Genomic DNA, 16,388 nt, shown 5'->3' with positions numbered 1-16,388 from the left:
TATGTAAATTGTCGTTCATGTAATTATTTAAAAACTTATATAAGTTAACATATTCTTGAAAATTTACTTTAGTGTTAGAATAAATTTGACGATTACTAAATTAATTACTCTAATATTATTTCGGAGAATAAAAAAAACAGGAGAATAAAATGTCATTATTAGATCATTTAAAAAATGAAAAACCCGTCAAGGCAATAAGAACTATTGATATAGTCGAGCAGTTTTTTGATGAATTGTTTAAACTGAAAGTCAGTAAATATAGCTATGAACAACTTAATACAGCGTTCAGAAAAGAAACCGGAATTATTATTAAAACAAGTTCTTTTGAAACATATTTTAAGCAAATCAAAATTAAAAAAGGATTAACAAATCCAGAAAAAAGGAGAAACAGACGTGTTTAGTCATGAAGAACAATTACTAAATAATAATAAGATAATTACTACGACAAGTGAAATAACAAGAAATGAAAGAGATTTAAGGTTAAGGGCTAGAGCTAAACCTAAGCCAATTGAAACATTACTGCTTGGCGCACCACGAGGCATCATGGCAAGTTTTGTTGGTATTGGCGCAATCGGCAAATCAACGCTTGTGCAGCAAATGCTGCTCGAAGCCTGCGGCTATACACTAACAAATACAGGACTCAGAGGAACAATTAGTAATGTTAAAGCTGCTTATTTTCCGGTTGAAGACCCGGACGCACCAAGCTGGCATCGTGACTACAATTTTTTAAGTAAATTAAATGATGAACAACTAGATTTAATATGTAATAACTTTGTTGTTAATGATTTATACAATGAAACTCCAGACATAATGAGTACGTACTGGGCCGAATATTTAAGTTACTATGCCGCTAAATACGACATACTTTTTCTTGATACATTTAGGTGTTTCCACAACAAAAATGAGTTAGACGGTAGTGAAATGGATATAGTTACAAAGCAAATTATTACCATTGCGAAAAAGTTTAATATTATCGTTGGCTTTACACATCATAGTAGTAAGGAAGCCGGAAAAAGTTCAGATTTAAGTCAGTTTGCATGCAAAGGTAGCGCAGTTCTTGTCGACCATAGTAAGTGGAACGCAGTTGTTGGTAATGTTGCTGATAGTGTCTTCTTGGACTACGGGCTTTTAAATTTAAAAGACGATGAGAAGAAGCATTACTGTGCTTTAGCAATGCCTAAGGCTAATTTTTCTAATAATAAAGAAGTTTTTTTATATAAGCGTATTAGCTCAAATATTCCCGACATAGCTGCGTGTACTTTTAAAAAAATCGAGAAACAATCGATGAAGCAAGAATTAGAAGAGAGAAGAACAGAAAAAGATAAAAGGAAAAAGATTAATTATGGTAACAGAGTTAAAGAAAAATAATAAAAAAATAAATTTAAAAAAAGAAAAAGATTCTATCAAAGTAAGTCCAATTTTCACTTACATAAAGTTGTTTCAAGTTTGGCAGACTCATAATAGCCTGAGATACTATAAGGAAGTTATTGAACATAAAGGAATTACTTTAACTATCAAGTCTTTCGATTTTTTGAACGGCAATGATAAAAAGATGTTTTTAGCAATCTTGTCTTTATGCACACACCAAAATATAGGCAAGGTTATTGAAAATGATGCTGAAACAGAGTCAATCAAAAAGATTAGATCAGGCATATTTATGCTAACTGATAATGATAAAGATATTTTTGATCCCATTATTTACATTAGATGTAAAGCCGAAAATATTTATACTGCTGCTGGGTATAAGAAGGGTGGCGATACTTATTCCAGCTTATGTAATTATCTGGATCGCTTGGCAGGTGTTGTTTTCTTTGTTGACGAAAATGGATCAAGATATTCGATGAAAATGTTAGACTATCAGACTGATAAAGATACTGGAGAGCTAATAATATCGATTAATTCAAAAAGCGCAGCAGCTATATTAAGTTCTCATTTTACTTATGTAAACATGTCAGATTTGAGACAGATTAAAGATAGTTTATCCATTCTTGTTTACAGTTATTTATCAAGCTGCATCTGGCAGCACACAAAGGGCAAGAAGATACTTTTAGATAATATTTGTCGTAAAGTTTTTAATGATTTCGATAACTATAGTGAGTCTACTAAAAAAGTATATAGGTCGAAAGTAAGAACATTTTTAAAAAGCATGAATAACTTTTATGGCTGGACTGTATCAATCAAAAAACAGCATAAAGACAATATTAAAACAAACAAGAAAGTTGAGTATGTAATTATTGATAGAGAATAATTGCGGTGAGATTACTGTAACCTTTCGGTGAGATTACTGTAACCTTTCGGTGAGATTACGGTTACATTACTTGGTTTGAAAACATCTTGTTTGTGTTGATTTTTCGCTACTTGTAGCAATTTTGAAAAATGGTCTTTTAAAGTTTCTTTTAAAACTCGTTTAGAGTTTTAAAAGAAAATTGAAGCTATATATTGTTTATTGAATTCAAGATTTGCAAAGCAAAGCTTTGCTTTGTATTTGTTAAATTCAATTTCAATTATCTGTTGTTAAATACAAAACTAGAATTCAATAATTTTAATATTTTATTTTTGCCTGTATTTCCAACTTTTACTCTTTTCCTTCCCCTTTAATTAAAAATAATTTCAAAAAGGTATAAAATAAAGCACAAGTTAAACACCCTTGCTGAAGCCCTTAATCATCTTGCAGGCATGCTAAAAGACTCTTAGGGTAGAGCCCCACCCAGCTTACATAATCCCAAGTGTGTACGCCCTGAGTATCCGTCTCGTGCAGGGTATTCACGTTTAGCGTTCTGCTCCCAGAATAAAAGGAGCTTTCTGATACAGGACATCAGACGCTTTACTGACTCCATTTTCAACGTCACAACCACAAAGGACATCAAGATCAGGCTGAACACCAGTGTGGCTGATTTTGTATTAAAGCGATGCCACCCTGAGTAGGATTTGATCTCTTTGAAGATCAGCTCTACCTGCCACCGGAGGCGATAGGCCTGTAGCACTTCGCTCAGGGTAAACTCCGCACGAGCAAGGTTCGTTACAATGAAAGCCCACTTCTGTTTCTTCTCATTCCAGCGGACAACCAAACGGTATGCCAACGTTTATAGTCAGACCATTCCACATCAAGATCGAGGCATTGATCTTTAGGGAAACCGGACAGGACATCCTTTAGCTTTTGACCTTTGTAACGGTTAAGCTTTTTCCCGTCTTCTCTCACTGCGCTGAGTATTGTCGGGTTGATGCTTTGTGGTGCCTTGCAGATAAGAGCGCCTTCTCTGTCATCAATAGCCGCAAAAAGCTCCAGTTCAAAGTAACTGGCATCCATGAGCATTAGCACGTAAGCCATTGAAGTTGGCAATGGCGGCAGGCAGTCCATTTCTGAGCGGGTATCTTCAGTGAGCTGTACTCGCACCAGATTATTGGTGAGAAGATCCAGTGTCGTATGAAGCTCTACTGCCGCCGGGCTGACCGTTGAAAACCGTTCGAGGAACGCTTCCTTCAATGCATCATAGACAGCCTGTGAGGAGCCATCCTGAATAAGAATATGCTCAAATTCCGAAAGCGGACTGCTCTCGTCAAACGCCATGACCTTACGGAAAAATATTTCCAGACATTGCAGCCATAGCTATAGGATGAGAGTGGGCAGAGCATCTTTTTTAGCCTGATTTGCCCAAGAGCGATAGGACACATTCAGGCCGGTGAGCTCATTAAATTTACGGTGTAGATCAGCCAGTTCCCATCGCCACCAAGGGCGGCAATGAGTGACAGAATAAAGTCCAGAAGGTGTATATTCCGCTGTCGTATAGTAAAGCCCAATTGTTCAGCCATCTTGAGGAATTCTGACTGATCGAAACAGGTCAGCAGTTTTTTTCAACTAATTTAGTATTTGCAGTACTCATCTTGTTTAGCCTTGATACTGTAGTTCAAGCTTATTTCGGCTGATCAAGGTGAGTTCTGCCGTGGGAATACTGTTTTCTTGTGTGACACCCATATCCTAAACAGCAGTATAAAATCCCCTGAGAAGGCTTATTTTGGCTCTCAAGTTAGTTATACTAACGACCCACCAGTTTCCAGATCAACACCCAAATTGTTGAGATGCCGATGGATCGTTAGCTTTGAAATAGTACTGATTCATCGCACTAAAATAAAATAATTATATGGCTAAATATTGAACGATTGTTCAAACTAAGCGTTAGTTCAACAGTTGCTAATTTTCGCACAACAAATACAACAAATGACGTGTATATAATTTATTGCTCATTATGGGTTTCAGGGAGTTAGCTTAAAAGCAACTCCAGCAACCCTGACATAGAGGCTTTCCCTCGTCTCATCGAAGTCACGCTGGCATCCCTTACACTCGTAGCGCTGCTTATCAGGCTGAGTCTTATGCTTTCCCCGTCTATGACGTTCTGACTACCGCAATGCGGGCAGTACACACCAGCAGGCCAGCGTAGCTGCCTCAACTGTTCGTAACATTTTGCATTATCGAGGAGATCGTGAAACCTCATCATGCCAGTATTTTTGCTTGGTATGGCATGAGTAAACAGTCGGAAAAACCGAGTTTATTTCACCTCCCTGAAACCCATAATGAGCCTAATTTATAAGGGATGAGTCCAAATCTCTTACTCATCCTATGAAGGGTGAGTAATGAAAAAAAAGATCATGAGAAAGGATGAGTAAATGGGGTGAGTAAAACATTTTTGGGCGTGTACAAAAAAGCCCTGATGCGTACATCAGGGCTTCTAAGTGCTTGATTTAACAAGCTTTATATGGTGCCGGCACCAAGAGTCGAACTCGGGACCCACTGATTACAAGTCAGTTGCTCTACCAACTGAGCTATACCGGCAAGGAACGATGCGTATCTTATGTTCGGAGCTTGTTTTTGTCAACACGCTTTATGAATTTATAAACGAAAACAGACCCTTAGGGTCTGCTTTGGTGACAATCCGTGTCGAATGACATTCTGCCAAACTGTTTCCTGTATCAGCCTGAGTCTTCCTGACCGTTTTGGCGTCCTGCCGTGCTGATGGTTCCATTATGCAGGGTTCAGAATTTTCTGGCAGGTGAAAAAAGCTCTGGCCTGTGTGAGACATTGCCTATTCCATAGGGGAGAAAATGCAAATTAATGAAACAAAAGTAAGACAGGCAGGTTTTTGAAATGCACATAAGAAAAAAGCCGAACCACTCTTTAATAAAGAGCTGATTCAGCTTTTTTGGGAATTTGGTGCCCAGAAGAAGACTCGAACTTCCACGCCCTTTCGGACACTAGCACCTGAAGCTAGCGCGTCTACCAATTCCGCCACCTGGGCAAATCAAGTTTTTTAAGAACTCTTGAATGTTCTTTGTGGGATCAGGATTGAACCCGAAAATAACTCATTGATCAAGTAATGAGTTGGTGCCCAGGAGAAGACTCGAACTTCCACGCCCTTTCGGACACTAGCACCTGAAGCTAGCGCGTCTACCAATTCCGCCACCTGGGCCTCGTGAGCTGCGTTGTCGTGCTCAGCAAGTGGTGCGAATAGTAGGGATGATCACTGAAAGAGTCAACACTTTACGGTTGAAAATTTGATTGCGGATTTTACGCATGCAATGCAAAAGTGCTTTCATAAGTAGTTGATACTTAAGTTATTACAGGGGAGGTCCGAATGCAGTTAAACAGGAAAGACATGCGACTTCTTAACCAGCTGTTGAGCTTCTGGGTAGACAGGGCGCTGTTAACCGACGAGCAATCGGCACGCCTGCGACAGTCGGTTAAAGAAAAGAAAAACGGCTGGCAGCTTATGGCACGTTATGCTTTTTACTGCACAATCGTTTGTGGTGTTTTAGCTATTGTTGCTGTTCTGATAGATGAAAAACTGGTTGAGCTTCTGTTAAAACTGTTTGATGCCTCCGCAATAATAAAGTCTGCCGGTTTTGCCGTTACTGCTGTTTTGGTTTTGTATTTTGGCTATCAGTTTGGGAAGAAGGCACCGGGCCGGTTTTATACCCGGGAGTCTTTCTATTTTCTTGGCGTATTATTAATCGCTGCGTCGGACTGGTTTCTGGGTCAGGCACTGGATACTGGCATTGGTCACTTTTCGTTACTGTTGTTTCTGGCTTTCTTTATCTATGCCCTTGCAGGTCTGGTTCTTTTTTCCCGGACACTATGGCTGTTTGCGCTGATAGCGCTGTTCTGGTGGTTTACTGAAGAAACCTATTATCAGGCAGGCGACTCCCTTTATTTTTATGGCATGAATATGCCTGTCCGGTTCAGCCTTTTTGCTGCGGTTGTTTTATGTTTTAGCTATTTAATGTCGTACAGTTCTGTCACCAGGTCGCTCTTTCCAATGACAAAAATAGCAGGACTGTTGAGCCTGTTTGTTGGGTTATGGGGAGTGGCTGTCTTTGGTAATTATGACAGTATCGCCCGCTGGAGTGATGTATCCCAGTACGAACTGTGGCAGTGGAACCTGCCATTAGCCCTTGCCTGTGGAGTCGCTATTTGGGTTGGGGCAAAATGGGATGATGATGTTTACCGGCATGTGGGTATCAGTTTTTTCGTTCTTCTCATTTACACTCTGTTTTTTGAATACGTCTGGGACGTGATGCATCAGGCGCTGTTTTTTGTTTTGCTGGGATTGAGTTTCTGGGCGCTCAGCCATTTTGCAGAAAAAGTCTGGCTTAAAAAACAGACATGACCCATGACAACAAGAGCTCGAATGCTGCTGCAAACGAGCTCTATTATTGTATGAAAACAGGAATCTAATGCTTAATCGTTTACCGCATCTTTCAATGCTTTTCCCGGTTTAAAAGCAACGGTATTACTGGCTGCGATCTGGATAGCTTCACCGGTTTGCGGGTTCTTGCCTGTCCTGGCTGCACGACTGCGTTGCAGAAAAGTACCAAAGCCTACAAGGCTCACAGTATCTTCTTCTTTGAGTGCTTTGGTAATAACGTCAATGAGTGCGTTCAGGGCCTTACCGGCTTCGTCTTTGGTAAGGTCTGCCTGATCGGCAATGGCATTAACGAGATCTGGTTTGCGCATGGTGTCATGGACTCCCTTGTTGTTTTTTTGTGTCCCATTGGTGAGGCAACAACAAACAGACTAATTCACTGATGCCATAAGGGCAATAGCTGAATGCGCCTGAATGCCTTGATAGTCGGGCTTTCAACTGAATTCAGGCCATTTCCAGCATTTCAAAATCTGACTTTTCAGCCCCACAGTCAGGACAGAGCCAGTCTTCCGGCACATCTTCCCAGCGAGTACCTGGTTTTATGCCGTCTTCTGGCCAGCCTTCTGCTTCGTCGTAAATCAGCCCACAGACAATGCATTGCCACTTTTTCATACTCCCCCCTCTCTATCGATGGTTTTAGTTTTTATAGCTTTAGTCAGGGTGTAAATCCAGTCAATGGGCCTGTCATTAAATTTCAGATAAATACTTAACATTCAACTAAATTGAATGTGCTTTTCCCTGATATGAATATTGGTACCATGGCTGGATAATAAACGCTTGAACTATTTAGGAGTCAGGTGTGAACAACACGACACAGGAGATTCTCGGCGCCTCCGCAGGGCTGAAACCTTCATTTCTCGAACGTATTTTCAAACTGAGCGCACACAATACCACCGTTAAAACGGAGCTGATGGCCGGTGCAACCACCTTCATCACCATGTGTTATGTGATCTTTGTTATTCCGGCTATTTTGTCAGATGCCGGTATGAATTCCGGTGCACTGTTTGCCGCAACCTGTCTGGTGGCAGGTCTCAGCAGCATCTTTATTGGTGTCTACGCGAACTGGCCGGTTGGCCTGGCTCCGGGCATGGGACTGAATGCTTTCTTCGCCTATGCCGTTGTTCAGGGCATGGGGTACAGCTGGGAACAGGCAATGGGTGCGGTGTTCTGGGGCGGTATTGGCTTTATGCTGTTAAGCCTGTTGAAAGTCCGTGAATGGATCATCGACAGCATTCCTGCCGGACTTCGGGTGGGTATCACCAGTGGTATCGGTCTGTTCCTGGCTCTGATTGGTCTTAAAAGTGCCGGAGTCGTGGTGGCCAGCCCCGGAACCATTGTTACCCTGGGGGATATCACTCAGTTTGGCCCGCTGATGGCGAGCCTGAGCCTGTTCCTGATTCTTGGTCTGTCTTTCCGTGGTATTAAAGCGTCGGTACTGATTGCTATTGGTATTGTCTCCCTGATTGCCCTGATCGCTGGTGACGTGTCCTTTACCGGCATTGTGGCTACACCACCCAGCATTGCTCCCATTGTTGGCAAGCTGGATATTATGGGTGCTCTGTCGCCTGAGATGATTGGTGTCATTGTTGCCTTCATGTTTGTAAACCTGTTCGACACCACCGGTACTTTGATCGCTGTGGGAGACAAAGCGGGCCTGGCTGACGAAAATGGCAAGATGGCCAACATGAATCGCGCCCTCATGACCGATGGGGCAGCGTCCTGGATGGGTGCCATTATGGGTACGCCAACCGTCACCACTTACGTTGAAAGCGCCTCTGGTGTGGCAGTCGGTGGCCGCACCGGTTTAACCGCTGTCACTGTAGGTGCATTGTTCCTGCTGTGCATGTTCCTGTCGCCCCTGGCTGGAATGGTGCCTGCCTATGCAACGGCGGGCGCACTGGTTTATGTCGCGGTTCTGATGGTAGGCAGCCTGACCCGCATCGACTGGGATGACCTGACCGAAGCCGGGCCGGTATTGATCACCACGATTATGATGCCCCTGAGCTTTTCTATCGCTAACGGCATTGCCCTTGGTTTTATTGCTTACCCGGTCATTAAGGTGCTGGCTGGCCGGACTTCTGATGTGAGCATTAGTGTCTGGGCTCTGGCTGCTCTGTTTGCACTGAAGTTTGTGTTTTTTGGTATCTGAATACTTCAGTTTCCCTTCTGCAAAAGGTGTGCGTCCTGCACACCTTGCTCTGCTAAAGAATCCTCCTACAGAACCCTGTCTCAAAGTGCTATTGTGTTCTGGATAGTCAGCAGATCAGTTGAATACAACCAATGCCGTTTATAGATTTTGCTCACCAGACCTGGCAGCCCAAACCCGTGCTGACCGATGAGTGTATGAGGAATATTCCGGAACCCTACAGAAGTTGGCTGTTGGATTCCGGGTCACTGACCCAGCGCCTGAAGTCCACGTGTGCCAGACAATTCCGGGTCAAAGTACTGAGGCAGGAATGGGGTATTCCATTCCGTTCAGAGCTGGAGTTTCTGGGGTGCAGTCATGAAATGGCCAGCATTCGGGAAGTGTTATTGATGGTCGATGACCAACCTGCTGTTTTTGCCAGAAGTGTACTGCCTGCCAGCAGCCTGACCGGAGCCAATCGGGAATTACTGGAGCTGGGAGAGCGCCCGCTGGGGGAGTTTCTGTTTAACCAGCCGTCACTCAAGCGAGGTCAGATTGAGATTGATGAACTACCCGCCTGCCAGTTTAATCCACATTTAGATCGACCATATAAGGAAGAGAGCGCCTGGGGAAGACGATCGCAGTTTTTCCTGAATGGTAAAACCATTTCGGTTTGCGAAGTTTTTTTACCGGAATACGATTCGAAACCTATGTAAGAGTACTTATAGAAAGTCTAACCTGTTAGACTGAAACCCAAGCCAGTTGCAACAATGACAATGATTATGACGTATCTTAAAAAGCTGGCGGGGGACTCTTTTAACCTTCAATCTTTTTCTGCCCGTTACCCCCGCATAAAGGATTTTGCCCAGCTGTGTCGGCTGGATCGCCCTATTGGCATCTACCTTTTGTTATGGCCCACCCTTTGGGCATTGTGGATGGCGGCAGAAGGTCTGCCAAGCCTGAAAAACCTGTTAATTTTTATTGCCGGAGTCGTCCTGATGCGCAGTGCCGGTTGTGTCATCAACGACTACGCTGACCGCCACTTTGACGGTCGTGTAAAAAGAACCAGTAACCGCCCCCTGGTAACGGGAAAAATCCATGAAAAAGAAGCTCTGATCTTTTTCTCGCTTCTGGTCGCCCTCTCTTTCGTTCTTGTACTGCTGACAAACCCTCTGACAATAATGCTTTCTCTGGGTGGACTTGCCCTTGCGGCTATTTATCCATTTGCCAAACGCTTTACTCATTTGCCCCAGGTGGTTCTGGGAGCCGCTTTTGGCTGGGCTATCCCCATGGCCTACGCGGCTGAGAGTGGAAGCATAAGCCAGATTGGCTGGCTATTGTTTCTTGGCAACGTGTTCTGGACGGTCGGTTACGATACCCAGTACGCCATGGTGGATCGTGATGATGATGTGAAAATTGATATTAAATCTACGGCTATTTTGTTTGGCGATCTGGACAACATCATTATCGGGCTTCTTCAATGCCTGGCGCTTGCTACATTGGTCATGGTCGGTATTCAGGCAGGTCTTGGCCTGAGTTTTTATTGTTCACTGGTGGTTGCCGCAGGCTTGTTTGTTCATCAGCAGTTACGGACGCGAAATCGGGAAAGGATGAGCTGCTTTAAAGCGTTTCTCAGTAATCACTGGGTAGGAGCCGTGATTTTCCTCGGCATTGCTTTCAGTTATGTTTAAGCCTTTTTGAGCTTCTACAACATAGAGATGTCATCTGTTTGTAACATTTGGGCTGTGTAATGGCGCAAATGAGTGATTTTATCTGGCAAAACAGGCTGCCAGGCTCCGTAACAGATGAGACAGGAAAGGTGAACAGGCATGTCAGGAAGAACAATTCTCATCGTCGACGACGAAGAACCCATCAGGGAAATGGTCTCAGTCGCTCTGGAAATGGCGGGTTATGACTGTCTGGAAGCGGCTGACGCCAAACAGGCACACGCTCAGGTTATCGATCATAAGCCAGACCTTGTTTTGCTGGACTGGATGTTGCCCGATATCTCCGGCATTGAATTTGCGCGTCGTTTAAAACGCAATGAGCTGACCTCTGAGATACCCATTGTCATGCTGACCGCAAAAGGCGAGGAAGACCATAAAATTCAGGGGCTGGAAACGGGCGCAGACGACTATATCGTCAAACCCTTCTCACCACGGGAGCTGGCAGCACGCCTGAAAGCGGTACTGCGCCGTGCCGGTGGGCAGGACGCCCAGAGCCCGATTATTATTAAAGGCCTTGAGCTTGACCCTGTGAGCCATCGTGTCAGTATCAACGGCAACCCGGCAGAGATGGGTCCCACGGAATACCGTTTGTTGCAGTTTTTTCTAACGCACCAGGAACGGGCTTACACCCGCGGGCAGTTGCTGGACCAGGTCTGGGGAGGCAATGTGTACGTGGAAGAAAGAACCGTCGACGTGCATATTCGTCGGCTACGCAAGGCGCTGGGGTCAGACTATGAAGGCTTTGTGCAGACGGTTCGCGGTACGGGTTACCGATTCTCTGTAAAGGTTTAAGACAGTTCATTAAAATTCGAAAATAGAGTCGGAATGACCAGTATTACCAAATCTTACGTCCTGAGCCGAATGCTGTTACTTTCCGGTGTCGGCTTCTGCCTTGGCTGGCTTCTGGGCAATGCCTTTCTTGGGCTCTCCGTCGTACTGATGACTTATTGCCTCTGGAGTGTCAAAGAGCTGTTCCGGTTGCTGGACTGGCTCCATGCAGCCAAAGACCGCAACGAAGAGCCGCCTGAAAGCAAAGGCTTATGGGGTGAGATATTCGATGGAATCTATCGCCTTCAGAAACACCATGGACGCGCCCGCCGTCGCCTTTCTACGGTTATAGACCGAATCCAGTCTTCGACTACCGCATTAAAAGATGCGGTGATTATGGTGGACCGCCATAACAACCTTGAATGGTGGAACCTTGCTGCGGAAGAGTTGTTAGGCTTCAAGACTCCCGACGACAAGGGACAACCCATCACGAACTTGCTGCGTGACCCACGTTTTGTGGATTATTTTGAGCAGGGGCGTTATCAGAAACCGCTGTTGATTCCCTCGCCACTCAATGATGAGTACCAGATTGAAGTCAATGTCACTGTGTATGGTCGTGGCAACCGCATGATTATTGTCCGCGATGTCACTCGCCTTATGCAGCTGGAAATCATGCGTAAGGACTTTGTGGCAAACGTTTCCCATGAGCTGAGAACCCCGTTGACGGTGATCTCCGGCTATCTGGAAACGTTGATTGACGGCCTGCACGACCATGACCTTCCACCGGTCTGGAGCAAGGCCATGAACCGTATGCAGGAGCAGTCACTGCGTATGCAGGGGTTGGTGCAGGACCTGTTGACGCTGTCTAAGCTGGAAGCCGCTGAAATCGATGAGAACAGCGCTGTCAGCCTGCGACCGATGCTGCACGCCATTGTTGAGGATGGCAAGGCATTAAGTGGGGAAAGCCAGCATAAGATTTATCTGGAATGCCCGGAGGATGCCGAGCTGGGGGGTTGCGCCCACGAGCTGCGCAGTGCGTTCTCGAACCTGGTGTTCAATGCGGTGCGCTATACCCCGGCAGGTGGCAAGATTTATGTGCGATGGTGGCAGGATGAAGATCGTGGTCATTTAATGGTGGAAGATAACGGTATTGGTATTGATCCAATCCATATTCCCCGATTAACCGAGCGTTTTTACCGGGTCGATAAGAGTCGTAGTCATGCAACCGGCGGAACCGGCCTGGGGCTGGCCATTGTAAAGCATATTATGCTTCGTCACGGAGGGCGGATCAGTATCAGCAGTCATCCGGGCAAGGGCAGTAAGTTTGTTTGCCATTTTCCTAAGAAACGGTTGATGATTTTAGCCGATGAATGAGTGACCAAAACGGTCAATATTATCAACATAAAAAAGGGAGCAGACGCTCCCTTTTTTATGTTGACGGCTGAAAGAATTATTCAGCAACGCAATCCAGACGTTTTTTGCCAGTGCGATCCAGGTAAGCCTGGAAGTCTCGAGGCAGACGGCCAGTGGTTGCGCCTTGCCACTGAATAGTGTCGCCTGCTTCAGTCTGGTATTCAAAAGTGAACTTCTGAATATTACGACGCTTTTTAGGCAGTTCCAGCTCCAGAGCACCCAGATCATCCAGGGATACGCCACGATCATTCATAATCTGCTTGATCGCTTCAATGCTTTCCATTTTAGCCTGGCGCTGTTCTTCTTCTTTATCACGAGCTTCCAGCTTTTCAGAAAGAACGTCGTTCATGCGAGAAATGATGCGCTCCAGATCTTCAGCATGAACATCTTTGAACAGGGAACGAATACGGGTTTTACTGCTCAGGCGGTGTTGAATTTCTTCAAAAACGTTCATTTAAAATGACTCCCTCATCTGACTTAATATCCGAATTATGCTTGTACGGACGTGGGTGTTAATCTAGGTGCTCTTATTTATACCGCAAGGTTTTAATTGATGGAAGTATTCAAGTCTATTTTACGAAATAAAAATGTAAAAACCTGCAATTGAATGAACACAATATAACATTGTTGACTTAAAATGGGTCTTATCAAAATTTTATTTATTCCCTGAAGCGAGATCGCCTGCAAATCTTTCTTTTCCTGTAAATGGTATTCAACACATGACGGGAATCAATCGATGTAAGATTTTATTAAGCGTTATAATCCAGCAGAACGTCTGTGAATCGACCTGCCTGCTTTGTCAGCAATACAGGTTCGATACTTTGATTTACTTATCTTTTGATGACGTGCCTTTTTCCGGACAGTGATAAGACTGGGTCACTTTATCACTCTGACAGGTTTCGATGGTGACATCGAATTGCCACAGCCGGTGAATGTGCTTTAACAGCTCAGGCGTGGTTTTATCCAGAGGTCGACCCTGGTGTTCATAGTGCCTCAGTGTTAGCGTCCGGTCTCCCCTGGTATCAACGTCGTAAACCTGAATATTAGGTTCCCGATTGCCCAGATTGTATTGGGCTGCCAGCGCTTCCCTGACTTCTTTATAGCCGGTGCCATTATGAATAGCATCCACTTCAAGATAGGACTTACTTTCGTCGTCCAGCACTGAAAACAACCTTAAATCCCGCATGACCTTCGGGGAGAGGAATTGCAGAATAAAGCTTTCATCCTTGAAGTTTTTCATGGCGAAATGCACGGTTTCGAGCCAGTCGCTACCGGCAATATCCGGAAACCACTCCCGGTCTTCATCAGTCGGATTTTCACAGATTCGGCGAATATCCTGAAACATATTGAAGCCAAGTGTATAAGGGTTGATACCACTGTAAAACTGACTGTCAAACGGAGGCTGATAAATAACGTTAGAATGTGAGTGGAGAAACTCCATAATAAAGCCGTCAGTCACTTTGCCTTCGTTATGCAGTTCATTCATCAGGTTGTAATGCCAGAAAGTGGCCCAGCCTTCGTTCATTACCTGAGTCTGTCGTTGCGGGTAATAATATTGGGCAATTTTCCGGACAATGCGCACCAGCTCACGCTGCCAGGTTTCCAGCAGTGGCGCATGCTTTTCCAGAAAATACAGTACGTTTTCTTCCGGGTCTTTGGGAAAGCGGACTTTTTTCTTTTCGGCCTTCTCCTCTGATTTGGGGATCGTACTCCAGATATCGTTCAGGGTCCGCTGAATGTATTCAGCACGTTCTTGCTGGCGGGCCTTTTCCTGTTCCGCAGACAACGGGCGAGGCCGCTTATAACGATTGACCCCCTGACTCATCAGGGCATGACAGGCATCCAGAATTTCTTCAACCTTTTCCACGCCATACTTCTCTTCACACTGAGCAATGTAAGACTTGGCAAACATCAGATAATCGATAATGGATTCAGCGTCGGTCCAGGTCCGGAACAGGTAATTACCTTTAAAAAAGGAGTTGTGTCCGTAACAGGCATGAGCCAGCACCAGCGCCTGCATGGTCACGGTGTTTTCCTCCATCAGGTAAGCGATGCAGGGGTCAGAATTGATCACAATCTCGTAAGCCAGCCCCATGCGTCCGCGCTGATAATTTTGCTGGGTATGGAGAAACTGTTTGCCAAAACTCCAGTGGTTGTACATCAATGGCATGCCCGTGGAGGAATAGGCATCCATCATCTGTTCAGAACTGATGATTTCAATCTGGTTGGGGTAGGTATCCAACCGGAACTTATCGGCGATCCGAGCCAGTTCCCGGTCGTATTCTTCAATCAGCTCAAAGGTCCAGTCGGGACCGGTGGAAATGTACTGTTCATCATCGCTCATGCGTTTTCCTTCTTCTCAAACAGTCTCCGGAAGACCGGGAAAATATCTTCAGGCGTTTTGATCTGCTGCATGGCAAAGTGGTCCGGGAACTGCTCGGCCACCGATTCGTATTCTCGCCACAGGTTCTGGTGGGCGCGATCCGTAATCTCTACGTAAGAGAAATACTGCACCTTTTGCATAATAGATTCGGTAAGAATTTTTGAGCAGACGCTGGAGTCGCCTTCCCAGTTATCACCATCGGAAGCCTGGGCAATGTAGATGTTCCAGTCAGTCGGACTGTAACGTTTGTCGATAATGTCCCGGCTCATTTCCAGGGCACTGGATACAATGGTGCCACCGGTTTCTCTTGAATAGAAAAAGTCATCTTCGTCGACTTCTTTGGCTGCGGTATGGTGACGAATAAAGACCACTTCGATCTGTTTGTAATTACGTTGCAGGAACAGATACAACAAGATAAAAAAGCGTTTAGCCATGTCCTTGATTTCCTGCGTCATGGAACCTGATACATCCATAACACAGAACATCACCGCTTTATTGCTGGGGCGTGGTACCCGGATACGATTGTTGTACTTGAGATCGAAATCATCAATAAACGGCAGCTTTTTCAGCTTACCGTTCAGCCGCTTGATCTCTTCCCGCAACTCATTTGCCCGTTCCAGGTCCGTCGCGTCAGGGCTGACTTCCATTTCCCTGAGTTCTTTTTTGAGGGCTCGAATTTCTTTGCGGCTGGAACCACCCAAAGCAATCCTTCGGGCATGGGCTGAACGCAGTGAGCGAACAATGTTTAAGCGATCCGGTGAACCTTCATTGGTAAAGCCAGCATTTTTGGTTTCATACTCGGTGGCGTCATGGAGCTGTTTGCGAACCAGGTTGGGCAGTTCCAGATCGTCAAACATGTGGGAGAGAAATTCTTCGTGGTTAATCTGGAAAGTAAATTCATCCATTCCATCGCCGGAATTACCGGCCTTGCCAGCACCACTGCCGCGCCCTGCCCCACCGTTAGGACGTTTGATACGATCACCCTGAACAAAATCCTTATTGCCCGGATGCACCTGTTTATAACGACCACCCTGACCATGCTGAAAGTGGGGTTCGGATAAATCCTTGGTAGGAATAGTCACTTCACTGCCAGACTCAACATCCGTAATGGAGCGTTTATTGACCGCTTCAGAAACGGCTTTCTTGATATGCTTGCGATAGCGGTCAAGAAAGCGCTGACGATTTACCGTACTTTTATTCTTTCCGTTCAGACGACGATCAATGATTATACTCATTCACACGCTCCCTGTTTGTTAGTCGTACGACGGGGCAGTCCC

Annotated in this window: 18 protein-coding genes and 3 tRNA genes; 9 read left to right on the top strand and 12 right to left on the bottom strand. The window is 45.1% G+C overall.

Features of this window, described 5'->3' with window-relative positions; translation table 11 throughout:
• The first annotated feature begins 149 nt into the window (after positions 1–149).
• From NX720_RS12020 to repC, 3 genes are read left to right on the top strand one after another with little or no spacing between them, the layout of a single operon-like run.
• A complete protein-coding gene (locus NX720_RS12020; RefSeq protein WP_262601343.1) occupies positions 150–401 on the top strand; it encodes a hypothetical protein in 252 nt (83 codons plus the stop codon).
• A complete protein-coding gene (locus NX720_RS12015; protein ID WP_262601342.1) occupies positions 394–1,368 on the top strand; it encodes a helicase RepA family protein in 975 nt (324 codons plus the stop codon). The genes NX720_RS12020 and NX720_RS12015 overlap by 8 nt, the downstream gene beginning before the upstream one ends.
• Positions 1,343–2,248, top strand: a complete 906-nt coding sequence (gene repC / locus NX720_RS12010; RefSeq protein WP_262601341.1) for a replication protein C, IncQ-type — start codon at positions 1,343–1,345, stop codon at positions 2,246–2,248. Before NX720_RS12015 ends, repC begins: the two co-directional genes overlap by 26 nt.
• Positions 2,249–2,690: 442 nt before the next feature.
• On the opposite strand, the gene NX720_RS27120 is transcribed toward repC, so the two are convergent.
• The 7 genes from NX720_RS27120 to NX720_RS11985 form a co-directional block, all read right to left on the bottom strand.
• Complete coding sequence (locus tag NX720_RS27120; RefSeq protein WP_404831069.1) at positions 2,691–3,068, bottom strand: transposase; 378 nt, start codon at positions 3,066–3,068, stop codon at positions 2,691–2,693.
• Complete coding sequence (locus NX720_RS12005) at positions 3,020–3,568, bottom strand: hypothetical protein (protein ID WP_262601340.1); 549 nt, start codon at positions 3,566–3,568, stop codon at positions 3,020–3,022. The genes NX720_RS27120 and NX720_RS12005 overlap by 49 nt, the downstream gene beginning before the upstream one ends.
• Positions 3,569–3,672: 104 nt before the next feature.
• The gene (locus NX720_RS12000) at positions 3,673–3,810 is read right to left on the bottom strand and encodes a hypothetical protein (protein WP_262601339.1); all 138 of its coding nucleotides are present in this window, start codon (positions 3,808–3,810) and stop codon (positions 3,673–3,675) included.
• A 449-nt stretch (positions 3,811–4,259) separates the two neighbouring features.
• Positions 4,260–4,490: a transposase gene (locus NX720_RS27115; RefSeq protein ID WP_404831089.1), complete on the bottom strand. Its 231-nt coding sequence runs from the start codon at positions 4,488–4,490 to the stop codon at positions 4,260–4,262.
• 262 nt (positions 4,491–4,752) lie between these two features.
• A tRNA-Thr gene (locus NX720_RS11995) sits at positions 4,753–4,828 on the bottom strand.
• A gap of 376 nt (positions 4,829–5,204) precedes the next feature.
• A tRNA-Leu gene (locus tag NX720_RS11990) sits at positions 5,205–5,291 on the bottom strand.
• A gap of 84 nt (positions 5,292–5,375) precedes the next feature.
• Positions 5,376–5,462: transfer RNA gene (locus tag NX720_RS11985), tRNA-Leu, on the bottom strand.
• A 165-nt stretch (positions 5,463–5,627) separates the two neighbouring features.
• On the opposite strand from NX720_RS11985, the gene NX720_RS11980 reads away from it, so the two are divergent.
• Positions 5,628–6,659, top strand: coding sequence for a hypothetical protein (locus NX720_RS11980; RefSeq protein WP_262601338.1), 1,032 nt, complete (start codon positions 5,628–5,630; stop codon positions 6,657–6,659).
• A gap of 71 nt (positions 6,660–6,730) precedes the next feature.
• Here NX720_RS11980 and NX720_RS11975 read toward each other — a convergent pair whose 3' ends face one another.
• Together NX720_RS11975 and NX720_RS11970 are read right to left on the bottom strand one after the other, a co-directional pair.
• Positions 6,731–7,006, bottom strand: coding sequence for an HU family DNA-binding protein (locus NX720_RS11975; RefSeq protein ID WP_034877734.1), 276 nt, complete (start codon positions 7,004–7,006; stop codon positions 6,731–6,733).
• A 133-nt stretch (positions 7,007–7,139) separates the two neighbouring features.
• The gene (locus tag NX720_RS11970; RefSeq protein ID WP_262601337.1) at positions 7,140–7,307 is read right to left on the bottom strand and encodes a rubredoxin; all 168 of its coding nucleotides are present in this window, start codon (positions 7,305–7,307) and stop codon (positions 7,140–7,142) included.
• Between the two features lie 298 nt (positions 7,308–7,605).
• Here NX720_RS11970 and NX720_RS11965 point away from each other — a divergent pair, with 298 nt between their 5' ends.
• The 5 genes from NX720_RS11965 (at position 7,606) to phoR (ending at position 12,689) form a co-directional block, all read left to right on the top strand.
• Positions 7,606–8,844, top strand: coding sequence for an NCS2 family permease (locus tag NX720_RS11965; protein WP_262601570.1), 1,239 nt, complete (start codon positions 7,606–7,608; stop codon positions 8,842–8,844).
• Between the two features lie 131 nt (positions 8,845–8,975).
• Entirely contained in the window at positions 8,976–9,536 is a 561-nt protein-coding gene (locus NX720_RS11960; protein ID WP_262601336.1) for a chorismate--pyruvate lyase family protein, read from the top strand.
• 66 nt (positions 9,537–9,602) lie between these two features.
• Entirely contained in the window at positions 9,603–10,511 is a 909-nt protein-coding gene (gene ubiA, locus NX720_RS11955) for a 4-hydroxybenzoate octaprenyltransferase (protein WP_262601569.1), read from the top strand.
• A gap of 138 nt (positions 10,512–10,649) precedes the next feature.
• Positions 10,650–11,339 carry a phosphate regulon transcriptional regulator PhoB gene (gene phoB, locus NX720_RS11950; protein WP_262601335.1) on the top strand — a complete coding sequence of 230 codons (690 nt, stop codon included), beginning with the start codon at positions 10,650–10,652 and terminating at the stop codon, positions 11,337–11,339.
• 33 nt (positions 11,340–11,372) lie between these two features.
• Positions 11,373–12,689, top strand: coding sequence for a phosphate regulon sensor histidine kinase PhoR (phoR, locus tag NX720_RS11945; protein WP_262601334.1), 1,317 nt, complete (start codon positions 11,373–11,375; stop codon positions 12,687–12,689).
• Positions 12,690–12,765: 76 nt separating this feature from the next.
• Here the strand turns inward: phoR and NX720_RS11940 are convergent, their stop codons facing one another.
• The 3 genes from NX720_RS11940 to NX720_RS11930 form a co-directional block, all read right to left on the bottom strand.
• Complete coding sequence (locus NX720_RS11940; RefSeq protein ID WP_262601333.1) at positions 12,766–13,182, bottom strand: H-NS family histone-like protein; 417 nt, start codon at positions 13,180–13,182, stop codon at positions 12,766–12,768.
• A 372-nt stretch (positions 13,183–13,554) separates the two neighbouring features.
• Positions 13,555–15,072 (bottom strand): SpoVR family protein, encoded by a 1,518-nt coding sequence (locus tag NX720_RS11935; protein ID WP_262601332.1) that lies wholly within the window; start codon positions 15,070–15,072, stop codon positions 13,555–13,557.
• Complete coding sequence (locus NX720_RS11930) at positions 15,069–16,346, bottom strand: YeaH/YhbH family protein (RefSeq protein ID WP_262601331.1); 1,278 nt, start codon at positions 16,344–16,346, stop codon at positions 15,069–15,071. The genes NX720_RS11935 and NX720_RS11930 overlap by 4 nt, the downstream gene beginning before the upstream one ends.
• Positions 16,347–16,388 lie beyond the last annotated feature (42 nt).

The organism is Endozoicomonas euniceicola (genome assembly GCF_025562755.1).
In the GTDB taxonomy this organism is placed as follows: domain Bacteria; phylum Pseudomonadota; class Gammaproteobacteria; order Pseudomonadales; family Endozoicomonadaceae; genus Endozoicomonas_A; species Endozoicomonas_A euniceicola.
This window is presented reverse-complemented; position numbering and strand designations above follow the sequence as displayed.

Bases quoted from the DNA above. Each gene is read 5' to 3' on its own strand.
- NX720_RS11930 (WP_262601331.1), bottom strand. From the start codon at position 16,346: ATGAGTATAATCATTGATCGTCGTCTGAACGGAAAGAATAAAAGTACG.
- repC (WP_262601341.1), top strand. From the start codon at position 1,343: ATGGTAACAGAGTTAAAGAAAAATAATAAAAAAATAAATTTAAAAAAA.
- NX720_RS27115 (WP_404831089.1), bottom strand. From the start codon at position 4,490: ATGAGGTTTCACGATCTCCTCGATAATGCAAAATGTTACGAACAGTTG.
- phoB (WP_262601335.1), top strand. From the start codon at position 10,650: ATGTCAGGAAGAACAATTCTCATCGTCGACGACGAAGAACCCATCAGG.
- NX720_RS11980 (WP_262601338.1), top strand. From the start codon at position 5,628: ATGCAGTTAAACAGGAAAGACATGCGACTTCTTAACCAGCTGTTGAGC.
- NX720_RS11935 (WP_262601332.1), bottom strand. From the start codon at position 15,072: ATGAGCGATGATGAACAGTACATTTCCACCGGTCCCGACTGGACCTTT.
- NX720_RS12005 (WP_262601340.1), bottom strand. From the start codon at position 3,568: ATGGCGTTTGACGAGAGCAGTCCGCTTTCGGAATTTGAGCATATTCTT.
- NX720_RS12000 (WP_262601339.1), bottom strand. From the start codon at position 3,810: ATGGCTGAACAATTGGGCTTTACTATACGACAGCGGAATATACACCTT.
- NX720_RS11960 (WP_262601336.1), top strand. From the start codon at position 8,976: ATGCCGTTTATAGATTTTGCTCACCAGACCTGGCAGCCCAAACCCGTG.
- NX720_RS11975 (WP_034877734.1), bottom strand. From the start codon at position 7,006: ATGCGCAAACCAGATCTCGTTAATGCCATTGCCGATCAGGCAGACCTT.
- NX720_RS12020 (WP_262601343.1), top strand. From the start codon at position 150: ATGTCATTATTAGATCATTTAAAAAATGAAAAACCCGTCAAGGCAATA.
- ubiA (WP_262601569.1), top strand. From the start codon at position 9,603: ATGACGTATCTTAAAAAGCTGGCGGGGGACTCTTTTAACCTTCAATCT.
- NX720_RS11970 (WP_262601337.1), bottom strand. From the start codon at position 7,307: ATGAAAAAGTGGCAATGCATTGTCTGTGGGCTGATTTACGACGAAGCA.
- phoR (WP_262601334.1), top strand. From the start codon at position 11,373: ATGACCAGTATTACCAAATCTTACGTCCTGAGCCGAATGCTGTTACTT.
- NX720_RS11965 (WP_262601570.1), top strand. From the start codon at position 7,606: ATGGCCGGTGCAACCACCTTCATCACCATGTGTTATGTGATCTTTGTT.
- NX720_RS11940 (WP_262601333.1), bottom strand. From the start codon at position 13,182: ATGAACGTTTTTGAAGAAATTCAACACCGCCTGAGCAGTAAAACCCGT.